We start from the raw sequence: 23610 nt of genomic DNA on the forward strand, positions 1-23610 counted from the left end.
CATGGAAAAAGACGATTTAAAGATCCTCGCACAGAATCTTGCCAATCCTCAGGGAGAAAAAGGAATAGAGATCGGTGAGATGATGAATGAAACCAACATCAGCATGACCTTGGAAAGTATCAAAACACTTTTAATAGAAGATCATGAGCATATTCTGGAAATAGGGCATGGCAATGCAGGACATGTAAAACATATTTTCAGCAAAGCCCAAAACCTGAAGTATACAGGAATTGATATTTCCGAAACCATGCATCAGGAAGCGAAAAAGCTGAATAGGGAATTTGAAGGTAAAGCAGATTTTATATTATACGAAGGACAGAAACTTCCTTTTGACGATAAAACCTTCGATAAAATATTCACTGTCAATACGGTTTATTTCTGGAAAGAGCCAGTAGCGTTTTTAAATGAAATCTACAGAGTGCTGAAGAAAGACGGAACAGTAGTTCTTACTTTCGGACAAAGGGATTTCATGGAAAAATTGCCATTCACAGAATTTGATTTTACCCTGTACAGCAATACCGAAATGGAAGAACTGGTTTCCAAAAGCCATTTCAAAAGAATGAAGATCTCCGAAAAAGAAGAAGAAATAAAAAGCAAAACAGGAGACGAAACTATAACAAGAATTTATACAGTTTTAACCATAAAAAAATAAGATAATGAGCACATTAGTTAATGACCTAAAGGAAAAATGGGAAGCTCTGAAAGCAGAAAATCCACACATCAGAATAAGAAATGCAGCAGCTCAGCTGGAAGTAAGCGAAGCTGAACTATTGGCAACAAGTGTGGGAGAAGGAGTAACCATTCTGAAGCCTGAATTTCAGAATATCCTTACCGAAGCAGAGCAGCTTGGAAAAGTAATGGCTCTTACCCGCAATGATGAGTGTGTACATGAAAGAAAAGGAACTTACCTGAACGGAGATTTCAGCAGTCCTCATGCCCAGCTTTTTGTAGGGGAAGATATTGATCTGAGAATTTTCCTTAACCATTGGAAATTTGCTTTTGCTGTAGTGGAAGGAGATAAAAAAAGCCTTCAGTTCTTCGGAAAAGACGGACTTGCCCTACATAAAATCTACCTTACAAAGGACAGTAACGGAGCTGCTTTCGATGCCATTGCTGAAAAATATAAAGCTGAAGATCAGAATGAAGCCTTAGTTTTTGAAGCAGTAGCTCCAAAGGCCGCAGAAAAACCGGATTCTGAGATTGATGCAGAAGGATTCAGAAAAGCATGGACAGAATTAAAAGATACCCACGATTTCTTTATGATGACCAGAAAATTCGGAGTGAGCAGAACACAGGCCTTAAGACTGGCTCCTGAAGGATTTACTAAGAAAATCGATAATGCTAAAGTAGTCAACGTACTGGAAGATGCTTCAGAAAAGAACATTCCGATCATGGTGTTTGTAGGAAACAGAGGAATTATCCAGATCCACACCGGAAATGTAAAGAAAACCCTTTGGCATCAGCAGTGGTTCAATGTAATGGACCCGGATTTCAACCTGCATATGGATGTTACAAAAATTTCGGAAGCGTGGATCGTTAAGAAACCAACAGAAGACGGAGAGGTGACTGCCATCGAAGTATTCAACAAAGAAGGAGATTTCATCGTTCAGTTCTTCGGAAAAAGAAAACCGGGAATCCCTGAACTACAGGAATGGAAAGACCTTGTAACAGAATTAGAAAAATAATAATTAGATGATTTTGAATGAGCCGTTTTGTTTTTTTAATTCAAGGCGGCTTTTTTTAGCAGATTTGCTGTTCATTCAAAAAGATGTAATTTGTGATCAATTAAATAAGAGGAAATGAAGAATATTTTCATAGCCGTATTGCTGGCAGGATTCTGTTCATTAAACGCGCAGAATTTTAAAGCCTATCAGTTCTATGATAAAAAAGGAAAAGAAGTAAAGACCGATAAACTAGTTAAAGAACTGGCAGAATATGATGTTGTCTTCTTTGGCGAGAACCATAACAGTTCTGTCAACCACTGGCTTCAGCTGAAAATTACGGAAGCTTTATCCGAAAAGAAAAACGGTCAGATCATTCTGGGTGCCGAAATGTTTGAAAGAGACAACCAATCCCAGCTGAACAATTATCTGAGCGGGAAGTTTGATGCTAAAACCCTTAAAGATTCAACGCGTTTATGGAACAATTACGCTACAGACTATAAGCCTCTTGTTGATTTTGCTAAACAGAAAAAGCTGAGTTTTATTGCAACCAATATCCCTAGAAGATACGCTTCCCAAACGTCCAAAGAAGGAATCGAATCCTTAAATAAATTAAGTACACAGGAGAAAGCATACATTGCCCAGCTCCCCATAAAAGTTACTTTAGATACACCGGGATATCCTGAAATGAAAGCCATGATGGGTGATCATGCGGAAGGAACAAAAGTAATGAACTTTATTTCTGCCCAGGCTGTAAAAGATGCTACCATGGCAGAGTCTATCCTGAAAAATTTGCAGGCCGGGAAAACGTTTATCCATTACAACGGAAACTATCACAGCAAAGAATTCGGAGGCATTTATTGGTATATTAAACAGAAGAATCCCAACCTGAAAATGGCCGTGATCTCTGTTTTTGAATCCGAAGATCCGGAACTGAAAATCCCTTCAAAGGACTATATCCCCACAGATTTTAATCTGATTATTCCTTCGGATATGACGAAGACTTTTTAATTAATAATATTCTATTTAAAACAGGTTTTGGCCTGTTTTTTTATTTCCCGCAGATTACTCAGATTTCACAGATTTTTAAGGGGATTTTATCTCTCGCATATTTTGCATATGGCGCAGATTTTTTTGTATTGATGTGATTAATTCTGCTTCATCAGAATCAATTAATATTCCTCAGACAAATTTCAGTCCATTTAATTTTACCTCAATTCGGGATAAGAGTTTCTTATTGATACAGGTTTGAAGCTGGGAGCTGGAAGAGGGAAGTTATGAAGCCTGCTGATAATAAGTGTTCATTTATTTAAGATAATCTGATCATGCAGTAGCTTTCAGTATCTATAACTGAAAGTAACTTCCAGCCTCCTTCTTCCATCTTCCAGTCTTTTTATCCCTAAATTCCTTACCCCGAGCTCAGGTTAATTTACAACAATCTTTATCTTTGTATTACATTCAATGAAAATGAAAAAATTATCCTTTCTGTTCGTTTTATTTATCGGGGTTGTTAATGCTCAGAAGCTGACACCGGCTGAACTTTCAATCATCAATCAGGGAGACATCAGCACTGCGCTTCCTATTTACCAGACTACAGACGGTCATCAGCATAAAACATTATTGGCTTTTTCTTCAGAAATTGATGCAACAGACCCTCATACAGCTGTTTTAGTTAAGAGAATGAAAGAGTCTCTTCTTTCTACAGACGGGGGAGTGGGGATTGCAGCACCGCAAGTAGGCATCAACAGAAAAGTAATCTGGGTACAGCGTTTTGATAAACAGGATGAACCTTTGGAATATTTCATTAATCCGGTTATTGTCTGGAAATCAGATATACAAAATCTCGGTCCTGAAGGTGATCTTTCCATTCCTGATTTCAGAGACCAGTTCTACAGAAGCAAAGTAATCCAATTAGAATATGTTGATTTGAAAGGGCAGAGATATTCAGAGATTGTAGAAGGTTTCACAGCTGTTATTTTCCAGCACGAAATAGACCATCTTTTCGGCATCCTGATTTCCGATAAAAAAGAACGGGAAAAGAATGATGCTTACAAAAAAGTTGATGCCTATCAAAAGACTGATCTGATGCGAAGGTAGAAACAGAAAATTTATAAAATTTAATGCGAAGTTTTTTGCCACGGATACACGAATTTTTTGCTTTTAAATCTCTTGCATATGTGGTAGATTTTTTTGAGTTTACTGTTGTTGGTTTGCGCAAGGACGCTATTTTTTTCTTGCTTTATGGGTATAAGGCGCTAAGATTTTATTTCCGATAAAATTTAATACTGTATCAGTTGCTGAAAATCCTTGATTTTCTTGCGCCTTAAAACGTTATCATAGTCAAAAACCTTTGCGCCATCGCGTTTTCCAGCCCAAGGATTGCCACTGATGCACGAGTTTTTTTGCTTTTAAATCTCTTGCATATGTGGTAGATTTTTTTGAGTTTACTGTTGTTGGTTTGCGCAAGGACGCTATTTTTTTTCTTGCTTTATGGGTATAAGGCGCTAAGATTTTATTTCCGATAAAATTTAATACTGTATTAGTTGCTGAAAATCCTTGATTTTCTTGCGCCTTAAAACGTTATCATAATCAAAAACCTTTGCGCCATCGCGTTTTCCAACCCGAGGACTGCCACGGATATACGAATCATTTTATTAGTGCATCCGCGGCATAAACCAGAACATCAATTTTTCCCACAGATTTCACAGATTTTTTATTCCTGAGATCCGCTTCTATTTACCATGTTGATATGATTTAGGCACAAAAAAACATCTTATCAAAGAAATAAGATGTCCTTTATTATATAGAAAATAATTAGTTATTCGTTACGGAAAGTTTCACTTCCATATTATTTCTTGTTGCATTAGAATATGGACAGATCTCGTGGGCTTTCTCTGTAAGTGCCTGTGCTTCTTCAATGGAAACACCAGGAATATTGACATCCAGTTCTGCCGCCAGTCCGAATCCTCCGTTGTCAAGCTGTCCTATGCTTACCTGTGCCGTTACAGTTGTTTCACCGGTCTTTATTTTAGAAAGGCTGATGACGCGGTTAAGAGCACTGTCAAAACAGGCAGAATATCCCGCTGCAAAAAGCATTTCAGGGTTGGCGAAATTATCATTGCTGCCACCTAAAGCTTTAGGCATTCTTACATCAAGGTCCAAAACTCCGTTTTCACTTTTTACATGACCGTTTCTTCCGCCTTGTGCTGTTACTTTTGTTGTATATAACGTTTTCATTTATTTTTCTATTTTGTTTAAAATTTTTTGGATCGTTTCCTTAAGGTGAATAAGATCTTCGGTTTCTATACCGATTTTATTCTGGATTTTTCCGGGAATTTCACAGGCTTTCTTTTGCAGCTGTTTCCCTGATTCCGTTAAAAATACTTCAACCACTCTTTCATCTTCTTTTTTCCGTTTTCGGTCAATAATTCCTTTACTCTCCAATCTTTTCAGAAGGGGAGTTAAGGTTCCGCTGTCCAGGAAAACTTTTTCACCAATATGGCTTACCGTAACCCCGTCACTCTCCCATAATACCATTAGTACAAGGTATTGAGGATAGGTAATATCAAGCTCATCCAGAAAAGGACGGTAAAGACCTGTGATCTCTTTAGCAATAACATATAAGGGAAAGCAGATCTGGTTTTCTAATTTTGGCGGGTTTGAATTATCCATAAAGCTGAGTATGAAAGAAATGTTGAAGATATTACTTTTTGATGATAAATTCCTCCATTGGAATCCTTACTTTTTTCATAGAAGACAGCCAGTCATTCGTTTCATCTCTGTATCCGAGGTATAAAAGGCTTACACTTCTAAGTCCCAATTCTTTTAATCCAAGAATTTCATCCACAACCTGATTGCTGAAACCTTCTGCCGGAGTACTGTCAATTTTTAACTCGGCCGCCTGAGCAAGGGCCATTCCCAGAGCGATATACGTTTGTCTGGCAGTGTGGGCAAAATGTTCTTCAGAACTCTGAGCGTTGTACATCTCCTTAATTTTATCGGTATAAGACCCGAAACGTCCTCTTGGAAGTTCTCTTACATCGGTGTGGTAGTCATATACTTTATCGATCTTTTCATTAGAATAGCTGTCCCATGCAGCGAATACAAGAACATGAGAAGAATCTCTCATCACTTCAGGATTCAGGGCACCGGCCACCATTTTATTTTTTAACTCCTGATTTTCCACAACAATAATGCGGAAAGGCTGTAACCCTGAGGAAGTGGGTGCTAATCTCGCAGCTTCTAAAATTTTGTTCAGATCCTCTTCAGATACTTTTTTGTTGGAATCATATGCTTTTACCGCATGTCTCCATTGTAAATCTTCTATTAATGACATTTCTTTATTTTTAAATTAAATTACTTCAGTTAAAATCTCCTGCTTCATAAGCAAAAGGTTAAAATTACACTGCAAATATACAAACAATTAAATTGTGTACAATTTAATTTTAGAAAATTTAATTGTGCTTTGCATAATTTGTTTTTATTGTTGAATGATTTTTTCCGCAGGAATCGGATTTTTTAGAAGGGGCTGTATTTTAATCTTTGCAGAAGAATTTTTAAACAAAAAAAAATGCAGCGATTTAAAAACAAAACCATTTTAATTACAGGCGGAACCAACGGAATGGGATTGGGCACAGCGGAACAGTTTATCCGTGAAGGTGGAAGGGCAGTTATTACGGGCAGAAGTGAAGAGACTGTCCATAAAGCTTTAGAAAAATTAGGAGAAAATGCTTTTGGAATTGTTTCCAATGCCGGGAAAATGCAGGATCTGATGAATCTGCGTAATGAGGTGCTGAAGTACACCGAAAGTATTGATGTACTCTTTCCCAATGCCGGATATGGAAGGTTTGCTCCAATTGAAAATGTGGAGACAGAGCAGTTTGACGAACTTTTCAATATGCTGGTGAAGGGCCCTTTCTTTACCGTTCAGCAGATCCTGCCGATGATGAAAAGAGGAAGTTCGGTGATTTTCAATACTTCTGTAGCAACTGAAATTGCGATGCCGAATTTTTCGGTGTATTCAGCAGCGAAATCGGCGGTACAGTCTTTTATTAAAACCTTTGCAGTAGAATTAACAGATCGTGGGATACGGGTGAATGGAATCAGCCCCGGCCATATTAAAACCAATATTTTTAATAATACAGGTCTGACCGCTGAACAGATTGATCAGGCGGTTATCGGTATTATCCCTACAATCCCCTTTAAAAGACAGGGAGAACCTACAGAGATTGCCAATACAGTCCTATTTCTGGCTTCGGATGATGCCTCTTATATTCATGGTGCAGAAATAAAGGTAGATGTGGGAATTTCTGTGATCCGTTAATAGAAAAAGATCCCGCCGAGAACTGAACGGGACCCTTTAAGAACAGTCTGCTGAGAAGAATGCAGACTGTTTTGAAATCAATATTTTAATCAAAATGTATAGAAAGAAATCAACAGGATTATTGGTTCTTTTTTACTTCTTTCATTTCTTTAATGATGTTGGTATTATTCTCGATACCTATATCAAAAGCTTTTCCTTTTTTATAGCTTTGAGTTGCCTTGTCCAGGATAATACCATCATCTTTCTTTTTGGATACATAGAATACCTGCTGGCTTATTCCTATGGATACGCGCATGAAATTTTCCGGATTGTCCGGGTCTTCTGTAATATTGCTGATGGTTGAATTATTATACCATGTCAGATTTTTTTGGCTTGAATTACCGGAGCAGGAAGTAATCATAACAAATAATAAGAGTATATAAGTCCAGGCTTTCATAAAATAAAGTATTAAATAACAGTTCCTGCAATTTATCAATAAAATAGATACAGGAACTGCTAAAATTTAGTTAAAATCCACAGTGTCCCACATAAGGAGCCGGGGAAGGAGAGCATCCTGATAAGGAGCTGAAAGTGGTCAGTACACAGTTGGTGTTGATGTAGCTGTTATCATACATCAGCGCACCTGCCGGGCTTCTGTAATACACATTTCCTGCTGTATTAGCATATGAACTTACCGATACCGATCCACAGCTGGAATTGGCACATGCAGCTCTCCATACAGCGTCTGTAACCGGTCCGCTTGGGAAAAGGGAAGGGTCAAAGATTCTTTTCTCTGTAACACCGGAAGCGTTTTTATAGCTTACAAGAAGAGCAACGTGGTAGCTCCATGATACACAGCAGGTACCTGTAGAAGCTTTTAAGTTGCCATAGACAAATTGTTTTTCAGCATCATAACCATTATTGATAAGGATCTGTCTCATTTTGTGGGCTCTGGCATAGCATCCGTCAACAGGATATCTGAAAGTAATACAAGGTGAAGAAGCTGTTGAGGTTCCACAAGCCTGATTTTTGATCAGGGTGAACATACTGTTTAAAGTCGCAACATTAGGTAGAGCGCTGGTCAGTTTATTGGTTTCTTCTTTTACTTCTTTTGATAAAACAGATTTAAAATAACGAAGATCTTCATCGGTCGCTTTTTCAATTTTTGCAATTTCAGAGGTATTTGGCTTAAGGAAAACATGAACAGGGGTTTCATTTTTCACGGCTTGTCGGAGCATTTCGACATAACCTTCATTTTCTTTGGTCTGCTGAATGGTATAGAACTGTGCGGTAACAATGAATGAAACTTTAAGGGTTCCGTTTTCTTCCTCAATCCCCACCGGAATGGTTTTTCCAAAGTCTTTTAAAGCAACGTTGCTTTCTTTGGTGGTCAGGTCCTGATTCGCATTGGAATCGGCACAGGCATTAAGTGACAGAACGCTCACAAATGCCATCATGGATAGGATAAGATTTTTCATAATTCTCATGATTTTGTGGTTTATAATATATTAAGTTGGTGTAGTTTTTATTTTTATTTAAAATTAAATTAGTTCACCTAATTGTGATATTAAATGTAAATAAAAATAAAATATGAACCAATTATTTTGAAATAAAAATCAAAATATTTTTGCTTTGAATGAGGGTTGTATGGTTTGAAAACCAGTGATATAAATGATTTTCTCATCTTTCGGTGCTTTAAACTGTTTTTAATACATCCTGATAATAGGTTCCGGACTGGTCTACCATATCATCATTCTCAAGTCCTCCCTCTGTTTTCGTTATGGTTATTAAATAAAAAATTCCCCATGCATCAGTGTGATGATACATAGGGAATATATATTTTTGTTAATAAATTATTTGTAAAGAAGCTCAGCCTGGAAAACATCTGCAAAATGCTTTCTGATCTTGGCTTTTACGTCTTCCATTTCCTCTGGTGTCAGATCTCTTTCAAGTTCTCTTTTTAAAGAAGTTACCTGCTTGTCTTTGATACCGCATGGAATAATATATTCAAAATAGCGCATATCTGTATTTACATTCAGGGCAAAACCGTGAAGGGTAACCCATCGGGAAGCTTTCACTCCCATGGCGCAGATCTTTCTGGCATAAGGTTTACCTACATCCAGCCATACTCCTGTTTCTCCCGGAGAACGCTCTCCTTTAAGACCGTAGTCACCAATGGTTCTGATGATTACTTCTTCCAGATTTCTCATATACAGATGAATATCCGTAAAGAAATTTTCAAGATCCAGAACCGGGTAGCCTACAATCTGTCCATAGCCGTGATAGGTAATATCACCACCGCGGTTGGTTTTCACAAAAGTAGCTTCAATCTCTTTTAGCTTGTCAATTCCGGCAAGCATATTTTCTTCATGTCCGCTTTTGCCCAATGTGTAAACGTGAGGATGTTCCACAAAAAGGAGGTGATTAGGCGTAGTAATATGCTGTTCTGCAGGAAGGTCGCGGTTTTTAATTTTGGTATCGATGATATTTTTCATCAGACTTTCCTGGTAATCCCAGGCGGGCTGATATTCTTTGATGCCCAGATCTTCAAATGCGACTGCTTTATTCTGATTTGTATTCATATACTGATGTCTGTTTTATTTTAATGGATGAAACCATGATTTCATACCACTTTTTTGACCGTACAAATTTAGTGAATTTTACCCTTTTACAGCATGGATAAAATCTATGGCAACATTCTTCCAGTCTTTATGCTGCAACAGGATATTCACAAATGCGGTTCCTATAATACCACCGTCTGCTTTTTCCGTCACATTTTCAAAATCTTCCTTCGATTTGATTCCAAAACCGATCATTACCGGATTTTTTAATGGAAGAGAGGCTAACCTTGTCAAATAGCTTTCATTCTTTAAAACAGCATTCTCATTACCTGTTGTAGATGAGGAACTTACTGCATACAGGAATCCTGAACTTAAGGAATCCAGATACAGAATTCTCTCGTCGGAAGTTTCCGGAGTAACCAGGAAAGTAAAGTTGAGGTTGTATTTTTTTAAGATCTGCTGATAGTTTTTTTCGAATTCAATAGGAGGAAGATCCGGAATGATTAATCCTGAAACCCCACTTTCTGAGCATTCAAGGCAGAATTTTTCAAACCCAAAACTTAAAACCGGGTTGATGTATCCCATCAGAATTACTGGAATCCTGATTTCCTCTTTAATCGTTTTTAATTGTGAGAAAAGCTTTTCAATGGTCATTCCGTTTTGTAAAGCTAGTTCATGAGCCTGCTGAATTATGGGTCCGTCTGCTACGGGATCAGAGTAAGGCATTCCTATTTCAATCATATCAGCCCCAGAATCCTGAATAAGTTGTATAACGTCTGCAGTATCTTCCAGTTGCGGAATTCCTGCTGTAAAGTATATGTTTAGTTTTTTCATATTTTTAAAAAGGTTAATAACGATCCTAAAGCTTCCTGAATAACGGCCAATACTACAAAAAGCCCAAGAATTAATAAGATACTTATGATTTTCTTTTTTCCCGGAATGCTGAATTCAATCGCTGCGTTTTTAATCATGAGCAATACTTTTTCCCTGTTAAACCAAAGCACTCCAATCACTAAAAGCTGGTAAAATACAGCGTTGGCCATGGCACCCCGGTGAACCCCATAAAAATAATCCTGCATGATGATATTAATGAGGATACTTGAGAGAACGATACATCCTATTATTCTTGTTTTCGGAACTAATAACAGCAATGCTCCGAGGATTTCAAATAGGCCCAAAATAGTAGAGTAGCTTTTGGAGTAAGCATAGAATGCCCACATTAAACTCATTCCGTCGTAGGAAAAAAGCGGACGTTTATATTGGGAAATGTTCCCGAACTGTACATATTTTGCACTTCCATAAATACACATATTAAATGCTGTAAAGAGTACAAAAGACCATTCCAGAACGGCAACTAAATATTTTTTATTCATTATTATTAAGATGTTTAAGATAGGTCTCCATGTCTTTATCACCTCGTCCGCTCAGACAGATAACGACGATATGATTTTCCTTGAATTTCTTTTTATCTAAAACAGCAAGAGCATGGGCGCTTTCGAGCGCCGGGATAATTCCTTCCAGCCTTGTCAGCTCAAAAGCCGCTTTTAGGGCTTCATCATCGTTAATACTGAAAAATTCGGCTCTTTTTTCTTTGAATAAATGGGCGTGAAAAGGGCCAATTCCCGGGTAATCAAGCCCTGCGGAAATCGAGTGGGGTTCAATTACCTGCCCGTCTTCCGTCTGCATCACAAGACTTTTGCTTCCGTGAAGAACTCCTGAAGTTCCCAGAAAAGTGGTTGCAGCAGATTTTCCGGAATCAATACCGTAACCTCCGGCTTCTGCGGCAATAATTTTTACGTCCTTTTCTTCTACAAAATGATAGAAAGTCCCTGCAGCATTGCTTCCTCCGCCTACACAGGCAATAACGTAATCAGGATTTTCTTTTCCCGTCTGCTCCAGAAGCTGTTCCTTAATCTCTTTTGAAATAATGCTCTGAAATCTGGCTACCAGATCAGGAAAAGGGTGAGGGCCCACTACACTTCCGATTACATAATGGGTGGTGACCGGATTGTTGATCCAGTCTCTTAACGCTTCGTTTACGGCATCTTTGAGTGTTTTGGAACCTGAAGTAGCTGCAACAACTTCTGCTCCGAGCATTTTCATTCTTGCTACGTTGGGAGCCTGTCTCTGAATATCGATTTCTCCCATGTAAACGATGCACTTCATCCCAAGAAGAGCGCAGGCGGTAGCAGTAGCCACACCATGCTGTCCGGCTCCTGTTTCTGCAATAATTCTGGTCTTTCCTAAACGTTTTGCGAGCAATACCTGTCCTAAAGCATTATTGATCTTATGAGCTCCTGTATGGTTAAGATCTTCTCTTTTAAGATAAATCTGAGTATTGTATTTTTCACTTAAATTTTTAGAAAAATAAAGCGGAGTAGCGCGGCCTACATAGTTTTTAAGCAGATCCTGATATTCTTTCTGAAATTCTTCAGATTCTATAATTTCAAGGTAGTTTTCCTGGAGCTCTTTTACATTCGGATAAAGCATTTCAGGGATAAAAGCACCTCCAAATTCTCCATAATATCCGTGTTCATCGGGGTTTTTATAATTCATTTCTTTTTATTCTTTTATTAATTAAAATAGGCATTGTTTTCAGGGCCGAGGGATTTCAGCAGTTCTTTTCTTTCATCAGACAGATGGAAGATCAGGATGTCATCATCTTCAGAAGAGTTGCATACTGTTCCGTTATTTTCCATAATGTTTTTGGCCTTATTCTTTAAAATTTCAACATCACACTGTTGATAGAACGGGCGCAATTCTTTGAGACAGAATCCTATGACTTCCAGATTTCTCTGTTCCGTATTTTCTTTTAAAAATTTTACCAGAATAGAGCCATATCCTTTCTTTTCCTGTGCCGAAACCAATCCTACAATTTCAGCAAAAATATACTGTTTTCCAGAGATATCAAGAGTGAAATCAAAATTGAGCCGGCTCAAAGCCAATATTTCATCACGCTGATTCACCAGAAAATGAAACTCCGAATTTCTAAAAGAAAACCGAAAATCTGAAGTATTCATGGTCATCCATTCAGAAATATCCCAGAGTTTAAGGATATACTCGATTTCCGGGTTGCTTAATTCATTCGTTTTTTTGATCAAGTAATTCATGGATAAACTTATTTATAAAATCCTGATTGTACTGATATTGCTGTGCAGGGATCAGTTTTTTGTGATAAAGCATTTCAATTTTGTTTGCCAGATCAATCCATGTAGCCATATCTATTTTAGAATCATACATGGTGACTGCAATTTCAAGGTTATCAATTAAAAAATACGGATCGGAATCTTCATAAAGCAGAAAAACTTTAGCGTAAATTTTCCCGAGATCATATTTAACATTGGCTTTGACATGGCTGTCTAAAAATTTATCAGAAATAATCACCAGATAATAGCTGTTCCACAAGCCGATCCGTTCAAAAAAGTACTGAATATCACTTTCATTAAAACCTTTGATGATATTGATAAATTCAAGAAGTGGTCCGTCTATGGTCCAGTATTCCACATCCCTGTCATTTTGGGACACAAAATTATATAGAGCCTGTATTTTTTCATTCCCGAACTTTGGCGGAAACAGGGTTTTGTAAAATGTTTTTTTTAACTGATGGATATTCATCATTTTATTTGTTGTTTTTTTAGAGTTCCCGAAGGAATAATTTAATTAGGGACAAAAAAATCTATTTTCATCTAACCTCTTTCAGTCCCATAAATATTTTTCATCATATTCAATATCATGTTTCTTCAGTATTTCAAGAAGTTCATCCTTAAACTTCTGCTCCTGATGATGAAGACGCTGATTTTTGATATAGTTAATAATGTTATTAATTTCACTCCGGCTCACCGAAAATGCAGCATAACCATCCTGCCAGAAGAAATTTTCATATTTCGATCCTTTTGTTTTGATCCATTTTGATGAATGCGCTTTAATTTCCTGAACCAGTTTCATCAAGGCTGTTTTTCTTGAAAGCAAACACAAAATATGAATATGATCGCCCGTTCCGCCAATCTGAAGTGCCGGACTTTCAAAATCATGACATAATACAGCAATGTAGGAAAACAATTCTTTTTCTATCGCTTCATCAATGAAATCTTCCCGATATTTTGTACTGAAAACAATATGGAGATAATTTTTTACTAATGACTGGGGCATTTTTTTGTGTTTTTATGTTTTTTGTTTCGTTATTTTAATCGGATTGCATCCGATTCTATGTTAAGTCGTCCCTTCGGAACTGGTTTTGGAATATCTTTTTTATTTTATTCAGGTCTTTAATGCCTGGTGATGTTTCAAATTTGGAATTAATATCTACCGCAAATGGTTTTTGCTGCAAATGATTGATATCGTTAATATTATTTTCGGAAATGCCGCCGCTCAGGAAATAGGGAAGGGATATTTTCAGTCCATTTAATAGAGTCCAATCAAACTGTTTTCCCGTCCCTCCGAATGCACTGCTGTCTGTATCAAAAAGAATATAACTGATGGCAGAGATTTGAGAATTCAATATCTTTTGTATCTTATTTCTGGTTTCGTGATTATTTTCACCCACTCTTATCACCTTTATAATTTTAGTTTCAGAGGATAATTTTTCTTTTAACTGACTTGTAAAATCTTCGTTTTCGTCTCCATGGAGCTGGATGAGGTGAAGACCTGCTTTTTCTGCAATGTCTGCAATTTTATTTATTTCCTCATTCACAAAAACACCTGTTTTCCCTGAATGGCTGATGTTGGAAATATCTTCCAGCTTCAGGTGATTCAAAACATATCTTGGCGATTTTTCATAAAAGATAAATCCCAGAAAATCAACTTTCATCGAAATAAGTTCTTTGATTTGATCAACTTGTGTTAAACCGCAGACTTTCAGTTTAGTATTTATATTGCTGGTAATAGATTGCATACTCATCTTACTTACGAATTTCAACACTGAATTCTTCAAACGCTTTCATCGGATTTGCATTTCTCATAAAATATTCTCCCATCAGAAAACCTTCAAATCCTTTATCTTTTAAGTAATGAAAATCTTCAATACGGTAAATTCCGCTTTCCGCAACAGATACCGTATCTTTAGGAAGCTGGTCTTTTAGACGGACAGAATGCTGAAGATCAACCTTAAAATCCTTTAAATTTCTGTTATTGATCCCAACCAGGTCGATGTCTGGATTGAAATGTCCAAGTTCCTCTTCTGTATGGATTTCCAGTAATACATCCAGATCAAGCTGATGGGAGAGTTCTGTGAATTCCTGAACCTGTTGTGGTGAAAGACATGCGGCAATCAGTAAAACGGCATCAGCACCCATACTTTTTGCCTCATAAAACTGATATTCATCAATCATAAAATCTTTTCTGAGGATTGGAATATTGAGTTGGCTTCTAACATTTAGAATATCATCAAAACTGCCGCCGAAAAAATCTTTATCGGTTAGAATTGAAATTCCGGAAGCTCCGAAATTTTGATACGCTGTTGTTACTTCCAATGGTAAAACCAGGTCATTAATGGTTCCTTTGGAAGGTGATTTTCTTTTAAATTCAGCAATAATTCCGCTTTTATTTTGTACAGATTCTTTCAGAGAAAAGCTTTTTCTTCCGAAAAATGCCGATTCTTTCAATTGATCCGTTGAAATTTCTGCTTTTGAAACGGCAACTTCTTCTTTTTTTCTCGCAATAATGGTATCCAGGATCGTCATGGTTTTCTATTTATAAGGTATAAAGAGATCATAAGTTCACTTTTAATGTATATGATCAGCCGTTGATCAATAATTCCAGGCTTCTCAATGCTTTTCCACTGTGCAGGCTCTCCCGGGCCAGCTGCAGACTTTCTTCATATGTTCCGAATTTATGGGTGTGGTAAAGGGCAGTGGCTGCATTGGCAAGGACTACTGAATTTTGGGATTCTGTTCCTTTTCCTTCCAGGATATTTCTAAAAATCCGGGCCGATTCTTTTGGGTGTTCACCTCCTTTTATACTTTCCGGAGTGACAGGCTGGGAGCCTAAATCTTCCGCAGAATAAATTTCCTCAGTATTTTGGGTGATCATCTTACTGTCCTGGGTAAGGCTTATTTCATCATAACCGTCCAGTCCGTGCAGAAGAATAAATTCCTGGTTCTCTTTCTGAAGAAGATACTGGTAGATTCTTGCGATTTCCATATTATAAACCCCGATCACGGAATATTTAGGCTTTGCTGGGTTTACCAGTGGTCCTAAGAGATTAAAAAATGTTCTTAGTCCTAAAGCTTTTCTCAAAGCACCCACAGACTGTAGGGCAGGATGAAAATACGGGGCATGAAGAAAGCAGATATTGGCTTTTTCCAGATCATCATTCAGCTGGTCGGAATTATTTTTAAACTGGTATCCCAATTCCTCCATCACGTTGGATGATCCCGTTGTGGCAGATGCTCCGTAATTTCCGTGTTTGGCTACCTTTTGTCCTGCTCCGGCAACGACAAAGCTTGCCAGGGTTGATATGTTGATTGTGTTTTTTCCATCGCCTCCGGTTCCTACAATATCCATTGTATCATCGGTGTAAAGATTGACGGGAACAGCCATCTGCAGCAAAGCTTCTCTAAAGCCTTTCAATTCGTTAAGAGTGATGTTCCTCATCAGAAATACACTGATAAAAGCGGTAACCTCCGCAGAATTGAATTTATTTTGAGCGATCTCAATCATCGTAGCTTTTGCTTCAGATTTAGATAAGGTATGATGATTGAACAGGTATTGAAGAATTTCTTTCATCTGTGGAGTTTTTACGGTTGTTGAAGAAGAGTTTGTCATTCTTTAATCATTTAAGAAATTTCGGATAATAACTTCCCCGTCAGGAGTTAAGATACTTTCAGGGTGAAACTGCACCCCGTGTACGTCATAGGTTTTATGCTGAAGAGCCATGATCATTCCGTCTTTATCTACGGCTGTGATTTCCAGTTCTTCGGGAAAACCTTCGGGATTAACGGCCCAGCTGTGGTATCTTCCGACTTCCAGCCCGCTGGAAAGATTTCTGAAAAGCTTGGTATCTTCTTTTATCAGTTCCGCAGAGGTTGCTACCCCGTGAAAAATTTCAGAAAGATTGATCAGATTTCCTCCAAAAGCTTCAGCAATAGCCTGCTGCCCGAGGCATACTCCTAAAATACTTTTGCTGGGTGCGTATTCCCTGATAAGATCAAGTAAAATCCCTGCTTCTTCAGGAATTCCGGGACCCGGAGAAAGAATGATTTTGTCATATTTTCCGATCTCTTCTAAAGTAATTTCATCATTTCTTACCACATCTACTTTTTGGTTCAGAATTCTTTCGATAATCTGGACAAGGTTATAGGTAAAGCTGTCGTAATTGTCGAAAACGAGAACTTTAGTTGGGATTTGAGAGCTTATATTATTGTTCATTTTTTTATTTTTAATGGTTTGGAAGATGAATTGGAACACTGCATTTTAATTGATCACTAATTTGCCTGCTTTATCTACTGCTTTTTTCAGTGCATTTAATTTATTGTTAACTTCCTGCAGCTCATTTTCAGGTACTGATCTGGCCACAAGCCCGGCTCCGGCTTGATAATACAGGGTATTGTTTTTACTTAGAAAAGTACGGATCATAATGGCCTGATTACAGCCTCCGTTGAGCCCGATCATTCCAATACATCCCCCGTAATAGCCACGGGAATTCTTTTCATACTGATTGATGAGCTGAAGGGCTTTATGTTTTGGAGCACCGCTTAACGTTCCCTGCGGAAAGGTAGCGGAGACCATTTCCAATGGATTGATGTCTTCCTGAATATCGGCGGTAACTTCACTTACCATATGAATGACGTGAGAGAAAAGCTGGATCTCTTTCAGTTTGGTAACAGTTACATTTTTACCTAATTTGCCAAGGTCGTTTCTGGCAAGATCTACCAGCATGGTATGTTCTGCATTTTCTTTAGGATCATTTTTTAATGCTTCAATGGATTGAAGATCAGTTTCAAAATCTCCCGTTCTTTTAAAAGTTCCTGCAATAGGATGGATGATAGCCTTTCCGTTTTTAATGATGAGCTGGCTTTCCGGGCTGGAGCCGAATAATTTGTAATTTCCGTAATCAAAAAAGAAAAGATATGGAGAGGGATTGATATTTCTTAAAGCACGGTATACATTGAATTCATCACCTTTAAACTTCTGTTCAAATCGTCTGCTTAGCACCAGTTGAAATACGTCACCTCTCATACAGTGTTTCTGGGCTGTTTTTACCAGCTCTATATATTCTTCATCGGTAAGATTAGAGGTTTCATCACCGGTTTTTTCAAAAGGGTAGACCGGAGTATTCTGGTTTTTGATCAGATTTTCCAGCAGATAAACTTCAGATTTTATACCGCTGATCTGGTTTTCAATGATATGCATTTCATCATTGTAATGGTTGATGGCAATAACATATTGGTATAATCTATACCGCAGAATGGGAATTTCTACTTCCGGGCTTTGCGGCTTCAGGCTGATGGTCTCAAAAAACTGTACAGCCTCAAAGCTGGTATATCCGAAGAGGCTTTGGGCAGTCTGTTCAACCGGATCTGTGGAAGCTTCACATTCGAAAGTAGTACGAAATTCATCAAATATTTCTGTAATATTCCGGTCTCCGATAAATTGTTTTACGGGATCGGAACCGGGAAGCTTGACTTCAAATTCGCTGAGGTTTTTAACTTCTATTCCGGCTATGGCATTGATGGCAATAAAAGAAAAATTATTATCAATGTTTTTAGAATCCGAGCTTTCCAGAAGGATGGTATCACGGAAACGGTCCCGTATCTGAAGATAAATATTCATCGGGGTATGAAGATCACCCAATGTTTTTTTCGAAACGGTTTTTATTTTAATTTTTTGAATAGACATCTGCTGTTTTTTGTTTGTTTATTGAGATTGAATCATAAAAAAAGGCTTCAACGGAATCCGTCAAAGCCTCTATATTGTTTTTGCTTATTTCTATTGTAAAATTAACAACAGGACAATACTTCCAGACCCGACGAAGAGTTTGAAAGCCACCACCACATATTGTTGTTGATATTTAACATGGGACAAATGTAGAAATTTTTTTTGATACAGAAATAAAAAAAATAAAAAAACTTTAATACACTTTACCGGTAGTTTGCCCGGTAATATCGTACCCCTTTCATCCCGACAAACAGCATAAGAACTCCCATGACTCCCAAAAAGACAATTATTAAATACGTGTTTTTCTGATGGGTGTTATTGTAATCATTCACCGTTAAATACTGAAAGTTGTTCTTATGAATTTCAACGATGCTTATGGTGTTTTTGCGTAAATAATTTTCCGGAAACGGAACATTTTCTGATCTTAAAATCTTCCTCCTGAATTCTTTACTTTCAATGAAGAAACTAAGAGTATCATACTGCTTGTTTTCGGACATTAATTCGTGAGTATAAGTTTGATCTATGGAAATACTGCCAATCACGAACTTTATTTCCGGATACTCTTTTAATCTGATAACTAAAGTTTCGCTTCCACTTTTTCCTTTTTCAATTATAATATTTTCTTTTAAAATTCCTTTTATTTCAGTAATATTATCAAGGGTTATCTGTTGGTTCATAAAAGCCTTGACCGCAATAAAAAAGAAGATGAAACATGAAATGGAACAAATCCAGATCATTTTCAAAATAGTTTTTTTTTCTATAAAGTCTGTTTTCAATAGATAGTGGTTGTAAAGGGGATAAAGGGCAGGTTCAGTTCAAATGATAATTAAAAACTCTGGACTAAATTTAGAATTATTTTTAAATAAGATTTATTGAATTTCATCAAAGGATAAAATATTTGATAATCATGGATGTATTGAGTGAATTTAAACAGACTTTTAACGCTCCAAAACTGCTATCTGGAGCTGTTTGATTCTTTTTTTAATTCCTCAAGTTTATTCCTGTATTCAGGATCGTCATATAACTGTAAATACTCTTCCAAAGCGGCAGAATATTCTTGAATAAATTCTTTATTGGTCCTGTCTGTTTCATATTTTATTCTTGCAGAATTCACCGGAGCCAATTTTTCATATCTGAGCAGATTTTTTCCTGCTTCCGATTGATAATACAGGATGACAATATTTTTTTCATAGCCCGGAATATATTTTACCGGGAATGGCTTTTCTACCTCTGGAATTCTGATCGCATTTTCAATAGGATAAATAGAGGCCGTTGTGGTAGAAAAGAATGTGGGGGTATATTTTCCGTTCTGATTTTTTACAATAGCTTCATAATCATGAATGTACATGTCATTTAATGTAGAATTGGTCTCAACATCTGAAGTGATAACAGCAATACTTTCTACTCCGTATTGATTTAAAAACCAAGCGTTCAGGTATTGTCCGGCAAAGCCGTTCAGAATAGCCAGCGGCAAAATCGGAGCAAGAAGCCATGCTTTTTTTGTCAGAAATGAAAGCAACCCAAAGAACAGCAGAAGAACGATCACAGTATAAAAACCATGATGGCTGGTGAAAAACAGGATTTTAGAAATGAAAATCATAGTTTAAATTTAAAATTATCTGCGGATATAGCCGTTATAAAATCATTAAATTTCTGTATAAATATCATGAATGTGGACATATGTCATGAGTTTAAACGCTAATTTTTTATATTTTTGTCTAAATTTTATAGAAAAAATAATGAAAAAAGTATTAGCAATCGCATTTATCGGAGGTTTATTGGCTGTTAGCTGTTCTAAAAAACCTGATCACACATTACAGGATAGCAACACCATGCTGCCAGAACCTGATGCTCCAACTGTAGCTGCAGATTCTACAGCTAAACCAGCCGCAACGCCAGCCGCTGCTCCTGCAACTTCCGCTCCTGAAGCTGCTAAAACAGATTCTACAGCGAAAAAATAATGAAAAAATTACTTTTGGCAGGAGTTACAGGATTTCTGATCCTTTCCTGTTCTAAAAAAGAAAATACGGCGGTAGAAAGTATACCATCTGAAACCACTGCGGCTTCAGAGCCTGCAAAATCAGATCTTTCCGGTGAACAGATTATCGGGACATTAGACTGTTCAGGATGCCATGCCGTAAATGAAAGAATGATAGGACCTTCTTATAAGGAGATCGCAGAAAAGTATTCTGATAAGGATATTGAACTTCTGGCTTCCAAGATTATAGAAGGCGGAAGCGGAGTTTGGGGAGGCGTTCCGATGGCTGCCCATCCACAGGTTTCTAAAGAAGATGCCAAAAAAATGGTAGCCTATATTTTAAGCCAGAAAAAATAAAATATGGCCGCTGAAAAATCCAGTCTGCACACAAGAAATCTGCATCGGGATCCTTATGATTTTGAGCAGCTTATTTCTTGTGTGCCGGAACTGAAGCATTATGTTTTTGTAAATACTTACCATACGGCAACTATCAATTTTAGCATTCCTAAAGCTGTAAAATTACTGAACAAAGCCTTACTGTTACATTTTTATAATATCAAAGACTGGGATATTCCGGAGACTAACCTATGTCCTCCTATTCCCGGGCGGGTAGATTACATTCATTATATTGCTGATCTGCTGGCAGAACAATATCCGGAAATTCCGACAGGAAGTTCAGTAAAAGGACTGGATATCGGAACAGGAGCTAATCTGATTTATCCTTTGCTGTCCTATAGGTCTTACGGATGGACAATGACCGGAACGGATATTAATAAGGATTCACTTAAAAATGCACAGCTTATTTTGGACCAGAATCCTGATTTATCATCTTTTATTCATGTGAAGCAACAACCCGATTCCAATCATATATTCAAAAATATTGTTGAGCCTGGTGAGCGGTTTATATTTTCGATGTGTAATCCTCCTTTTCATGATTCTGAAGAATCTGCGTTAAAAGGAAGCGTAAGAAAAAGAAAGGGCTTGGGACAGTCAAAATCCCGGAAGCCTCTGCTTAATTTTGGAGGACAACAGTCCGAATTATGGTGTGAAGGCGGTGAACTGGCCTTTATCTCAAAAATGATTGAGGAGAGTTCTTCTTATTCATCTCAGGTTTTATGGTTTACATGCCTGGTTTCAAAAGGCGATAACCTTTATAAATTAATGACGCTCATCAAAAAAGTGAAAGCCGCTGATTTTAAAATTATCGATATGGCACAGGGGCAAAAAGTCAGCAGAATATTGGCCTGGACATTTGTTCCGGAGAAGGACAGAGCGGGGTTTAAATGTCAATAGTCAATTGTTGTATGTAAAAATTCACAGCAAAGCAGATTCACCATTGCCCATTCACATTTTCAAAAGTCTCTCATCTCTCCGTCTATTATCTCTCATCTCAATAAAAATTCTCCTTCACCACCGTCATTTACTAAATTTCTGATAAAAGACATTGATGGTCAACTCAAAAATGCCTAAATTTGTACGCTTTTAGAAAAATAAGAAATGCAATTATCAGAACAAGAAATCATTAGGAGAGAAAAGCTGAACAAGCTTACTGAAATGGGAATTAATGCGTTCCCTGCGGATGAGTATACTATTACAGATACTACAGAATCTATAAAACAGGATTTTTCTGAAAATAAACAGGTGAAGATCGCTGGTAGATTAATGTCCCGCAGAATTCAGGGAAAGGCTTCTTTTGCAGAATTGCAGGATTCTAAAGGAAAGATTCAGGTTTACTTCAACAGAGACGAAATCTGTTCGGGAGAAGATAAGGAATTATATAACGAAGTGTACAAGCACCTTTTAGATATTGGTGATATCATCGGTATTGAAGGTACTTTGTTTACTACTCAGGTAGGAGAGAAGACGGTTTTAGTAAAGAACTTTACGCTTCTTACTAAGTCACTTCGTCCGCTTCCTCAGCCGAGAACTGATGATAACGGAGTAGTACACGATGGCTTTACAGATCCTGAACTAAGATACAGACAGCGTTATGTAGATTTAACGGTAAATCCTCAGGTGAAAGAAATTTTCGTGAAAAGAACAAAATTGTTCAATGCTATGAGAACATTCTTCAATGATGCAGGATATTTTGAAGTGGAAACACCTATTTTGCAGTCTATTCCAGGAGGAGCAGCTGCAAAACCGTTTATCACGCATCACAATGCTTTAGATATTCCATTATATTTAAGAATTGCTAACGAATTATATCTAAAAAGACTGATTGTTGGAGGATTTGATGGTGTTTATGAGTTCTCGAAAAACTTCAGAAATGAAGGAATGGACAGAACCCACAACCCTGAGTTTACTGCAATGGAAATCTATGTAGCTTATAAAGACTACAACTGGATGATGGATTTCACTGAGAAATTATTGGAGTTCTGTGCCATTCAGGTAAATGGAACTACTACAGCTACGTTTGGAGAGCATAATGTTGATTTCAAAGCTCCATATCCAAGAGTTTCCATGACGGAAGCGATCCTGAAATTTACAGGTTTCGATATTACAGGAAAAACAGAGCAGGAATTATATGATTTCGCGAAGTCTATCGGTATCGAAGTGAACGAAACAATGGGTAAAGGAAAATTAATTGATGAGATCTTCGGCGAAAAATGTGAAGGAAACTTCATCCAACCGACTTTCATTACAGATTACCCGGTTGAAATGTCTCCACTGACTAAGAAACACAGAAGCAAAGAAGGCTTAACGGAACGTTTTGAGTTGATGGTATGCGGAAAAGAAATTGCCAATGCCTATTCAGAGCTTAATGATCCAATTGATCAGAGAGAGCGTTTTGAGGCACAGATGGCTTTGTCAGAAAGAGGAGATGATGAAGCAATGTTCATTGATCAGGACTTCTTAAGAGCCCTTGAATACGGTATGCCGCCAACTTCAGGATTAGGAATAGGTATGGACAGATTGATCATGTTCCTTACCAATAACGCATCCATCCAGGAAGTATTGTTCTTCCCTCAGATGAGACCTGAAAAAACGGTTCCTCAGATTGAATTGGGTGAAGATGAAAAAGTAATTCTTGAAATCCTTAATTCTCAGGAAGAACCAATGGCTTTGACAGAAGTGAAAGACAGAAGCCAATTGTCAGGAAAGAAATGGGATAAAGCTTCCAAAACTTTAACGAAAAATAACCTGGTGAAAGTAGAAAAGATTGATGAAAATCTTTTGATGAAACTGGTTTAAAAATAACTTTAAAGAAGTATAAAACGGGCTGCCTCAAAT

Annotated in this window: 29 protein-coding genes; 9 read left to right on the forward strand and 20 right to left on the reverse strand. The window is 37.4% G+C overall.

Going from position 1 to position 23610, the window contains the following annotated elements:
• Position 1: 1 nt before the first annotated feature.
• From FW768_RS22895 to FW768_RS22910, 4 genes are all read left to right on the forward strand, one after another.
• A complete protein-coding gene (locus FW768_RS22895; RefSeq protein WP_153399572.1) occupies positions 2 to 652 on the forward strand; it encodes a class I SAM-dependent methyltransferase in 651 nt (216 codons plus the stop codon).
• Positions 653 to 656: 4 nt separating this feature from the next.
• Entirely contained in the window at positions 657 to 1685 is a 1029-nt protein-coding gene (locus tag FW768_RS22900; protein WP_153399574.1) for a hemin-degrading factor, read from the forward strand.
• Positions 1686 to 1799: 114 nt separating this feature from the next.
• The gene (locus tag FW768_RS22905; protein ID WP_153399576.1) at positions 1800 to 2672 is read left to right on the forward strand and encodes a ChaN family lipoprotein; all 873 of its coding nucleotides are present in this window, start codon (positions 1800 to 1802) and stop codon (positions 2670 to 2672) included.
• A 456-nt stretch (positions 2673 to 3128) separates the two neighbouring features.
• Positions 3129 to 3758 (forward strand): peptide deformylase, encoded by a 630-nt coding sequence (locus FW768_RS22910; protein ID WP_153399578.1) that lies wholly within the window; start codon positions 3129 to 3131, stop codon positions 3756 to 3758.
• A 717-nt stretch (positions 3759 to 4475) separates the two neighbouring features.
• On the opposite strand, the gene FW768_RS22915 is transcribed toward FW768_RS22910, so the two are convergent.
• Genes FW768_RS22915 through FW768_RS22925 form a run of 3 tightly spaced genes read right to left on the reverse strand, consistent with a single transcriptional unit; the run spans position 4476 to position 5997 of the window.
• A complete protein-coding gene (locus tag FW768_RS22915) occupies positions 4476 to 4898 on the reverse strand; it encodes an organic hydroperoxide resistance protein (RefSeq protein ID WP_153399580.1) in 423 nt (140 codons plus the stop codon).
• Positions 4899 to 5333 (reverse strand): MarR family winged helix-turn-helix transcriptional regulator, encoded by a 435-nt coding sequence (locus tag FW768_RS22920; RefSeq protein WP_153399582.1) that lies wholly within the window; start codon positions 5331 to 5333, stop codon positions 4899 to 4901.
• Between the two features lie 31 nt (positions 5334 to 5364).
• Positions 5365 to 5997, reverse strand: a complete 633-nt coding sequence (locus FW768_RS22925; RefSeq protein ID WP_153399584.1) for an NAD(P)H-dependent oxidoreductase — start codon at positions 5995 to 5997, stop codon at positions 5365 to 5367.
• 234 nt (positions 5998 to 6231) lie between these two features.
• Between FW768_RS22925 and FW768_RS22930 the strand changes: the two genes are divergently transcribed.
• Positions 6232 to 6984, forward strand: a complete 753-nt coding sequence (locus FW768_RS22930) for an SDR family oxidoreductase (RefSeq protein ID WP_153399586.1) — start codon at positions 6232 to 6234, stop codon at positions 6982 to 6984.
• A gap of 118 nt (positions 6985 to 7102) precedes the next feature.
• Here the strand turns inward: FW768_RS22930 and FW768_RS22935 are convergent, their stop codons facing one another.
• The 17 genes from FW768_RS22935 to FW768_RS23010 all read right to left on the reverse strand — a co-directional run bounded on the left by FW768_RS22935 (position 7103) and on the right by FW768_RS23010 (position 19998).
• Positions 7103 to 7420 (reverse strand): hypothetical protein, encoded by a 318-nt coding sequence (locus FW768_RS22935; RefSeq protein ID WP_153399588.1) that lies wholly within the window; start codon positions 7418 to 7420, stop codon positions 7103 to 7105.
• A gap of 70 nt (positions 7421 to 7490) precedes the next feature.
• A complete protein-coding gene (locus FW768_RS22940) occupies positions 7491 to 8441 on the reverse strand; it encodes a protein-glutamine glutaminase (protein ID WP_153399590.1) in 951 nt (316 codons plus the stop codon).
• 217 nt (positions 8442 to 8658) lie between these two features.
• Positions 8659 to 8790 carry a hypothetical protein gene (locus FW768_RS23880; RefSeq protein WP_262885791.1) on the reverse strand — a complete coding sequence of 44 codons (132 nt, stop codon included), beginning with the start codon at positions 8788 to 8790 and terminating at the stop codon, positions 8659 to 8661.
• 26 nt (positions 8791 to 8816) lie between these two features.
• The gene (lipB, locus tag FW768_RS22945; protein ID WP_153399592.1) at positions 8817 to 9545 is read right to left on the reverse strand and encodes a lipoyl(octanoyl) transferase LipB; all 729 of its coding nucleotides are present in this window, start codon (positions 9543 to 9545) and stop codon (positions 8817 to 8819) included.
• 78 nt (positions 9546 to 9623) lie between these two features.
• Positions 9624 to 10358 (reverse strand): tryptophan synthase subunit alpha, encoded by a 735-nt coding sequence (trpA, locus tag FW768_RS22950; protein ID WP_153399594.1) that lies wholly within the window; start codon positions 10356 to 10358, stop codon positions 9624 to 9626.
• Positions 10355 to 10897, reverse strand: a complete 543-nt coding sequence (locus tag FW768_RS22955) for a DoxX family protein (protein ID WP_153399596.1) — start codon at positions 10895 to 10897, stop codon at positions 10355 to 10357. Before FW768_RS22955 ends, trpA begins: the two co-directional genes overlap by 4 nt.
• Positions 10890 to 12080: a tryptophan synthase subunit beta gene (trpB, locus tag FW768_RS22960; RefSeq protein ID WP_153399598.1), complete on the reverse strand. Its 1191-nt coding sequence runs from the start codon at positions 12078 to 12080 to the stop codon at positions 10890 to 10892. The genes FW768_RS22955 and trpB overlap by 8 nt, the downstream gene beginning before the upstream one ends.
• A gap of 17 nt (positions 12081 to 12097) precedes the next feature.
• The gene (locus FW768_RS22965; protein WP_153399600.1) at positions 12098 to 12634 is read right to left on the reverse strand and encodes a hypothetical protein; all 537 of its coding nucleotides are present in this window, start codon (positions 12632 to 12634) and stop codon (positions 12098 to 12100) included.
• Positions 12606 to 13142 carry a hypothetical protein gene (locus FW768_RS22970; RefSeq protein WP_153399602.1) on the reverse strand — a complete coding sequence of 179 codons (537 nt, stop codon included), beginning with the start codon at positions 13140 to 13142 and terminating at the stop codon, positions 12606 to 12608. The genes FW768_RS22965 and FW768_RS22970 overlap by 29 nt, the downstream gene beginning before the upstream one ends.
• Positions 13143 to 13220: 78 nt before the next feature.
• Positions 13221 to 13673, reverse strand: coding sequence for an IS200/IS605 family transposase (gene tnpA / locus FW768_RS22975; RefSeq protein ID WP_153399603.1), 453 nt, complete (start codon positions 13671 to 13673; stop codon positions 13221 to 13223).
• Positions 13674 to 13728: 55 nt separating this feature from the next.
• Positions 13729 to 14421 (reverse strand): phosphoribosylanthranilate isomerase, encoded by a 693-nt coding sequence (locus tag FW768_RS22980; RefSeq protein WP_394349968.1) that lies wholly within the window; start codon positions 14419 to 14421, stop codon positions 13729 to 13731.
• A 1-nt stretch (position 14422) separates the two neighbouring features.
• Positions 14423 to 15202, reverse strand: a complete 780-nt coding sequence (gene trpC / locus FW768_RS22985; protein WP_153399605.1) for an indole-3-glycerol phosphate synthase TrpC — start codon at positions 15200 to 15202, stop codon at positions 14423 to 14425.
• 55 nt (positions 15203 to 15257) lie between these two features.
• Entirely contained in the window at positions 15258 to 16247 is a 990-nt protein-coding gene (gene trpD / locus FW768_RS22990) for an anthranilate phosphoribosyltransferase (protein WP_153400039.1), read from the reverse strand.
• A gap of 42 nt (positions 16248 to 16289) precedes the next feature.
• Positions 16290 to 16889 (reverse strand): anthranilate synthase component II, encoded by a 600-nt coding sequence (locus FW768_RS22995; RefSeq protein WP_153399607.1) that lies wholly within the window; start codon positions 16887 to 16889, stop codon positions 16290 to 16292.
• 45 nt (positions 16890 to 16934) lie between these two features.
• A complete protein-coding gene (locus tag FW768_RS23000; RefSeq protein WP_153399609.1) occupies positions 16935 to 18359 on the reverse strand; it encodes an anthranilate synthase component I family protein in 1425 nt (474 codons plus the stop codon).
• A 242-nt stretch (positions 18360 to 18601) separates the two neighbouring features.
• The gene (locus FW768_RS23005; protein WP_153399611.1) at positions 18602 to 19075 is read right to left on the reverse strand and encodes a hypothetical protein; all 474 of its coding nucleotides are present in this window, start codon (positions 19073 to 19075) and stop codon (positions 18602 to 18604) included.
• 278 nt (positions 19076 to 19353) lie between these two features.
• Positions 19354 to 19998, reverse strand: a complete 645-nt coding sequence (locus tag FW768_RS23010; RefSeq protein ID WP_153399613.1) for a hypothetical protein — start codon at positions 19996 to 19998, stop codon at positions 19354 to 19356.
• Positions 19999 to 20137: 139 nt separating this feature from the next.
• Between FW768_RS23010 and FW768_RS23015 the strand changes: the two genes are divergently transcribed.
• The 4 genes from FW768_RS23015 to lysS all read left to right on the forward strand — a co-directional run bounded on the left by FW768_RS23015 (position 20138) and on the right by lysS (position 23571).
• Positions 20138 to 20359, forward strand: coding sequence for a hypothetical protein (locus FW768_RS23015; protein ID WP_153399615.1), 222 nt, complete (start codon positions 20138 to 20140; stop codon positions 20357 to 20359).
• A complete protein-coding gene (locus tag FW768_RS23020) occupies positions 20359 to 20733 on the forward strand; it encodes a c-type cytochrome (protein ID WP_153399617.1) in 375 nt (124 codons plus the stop codon). Before FW768_RS23015 ends, FW768_RS23020 begins: the two co-directional genes overlap by 1 nt.
• A 3-nt stretch (positions 20734 to 20736) precedes the next feature.
• Positions 20737 to 21669, forward strand: coding sequence for a 23S rRNA (adenine(1618)-N(6))-methyltransferase RlmF (gene rlmF / locus FW768_RS23025; RefSeq protein ID WP_153399619.1), 933 nt, complete (start codon positions 20737 to 20739; stop codon positions 21667 to 21669).
• 204 nt (positions 21670 to 21873) lie between these two features.
• Positions 21874 to 23571 carry a lysine--tRNA ligase gene (lysS, locus tag FW768_RS23030; protein WP_153399621.1) on the forward strand — a complete coding sequence of 566 codons (1698 nt, stop codon included), beginning with the start codon at positions 21874 to 21876 and terminating at the stop codon, positions 23569 to 23571.
• Positions 23572 to 23610: the final 39 nt, after the last annotated feature.

Source organism: Chryseobacterium vaccae (assembly GCF_009602705.1).
In the GTDB taxonomy this organism is placed as follows: domain Bacteria; phylum Bacteroidota; class Bacteroidia; order Flavobacteriales; family Weeksellaceae; genus Chryseobacterium; species Chryseobacterium vaccae.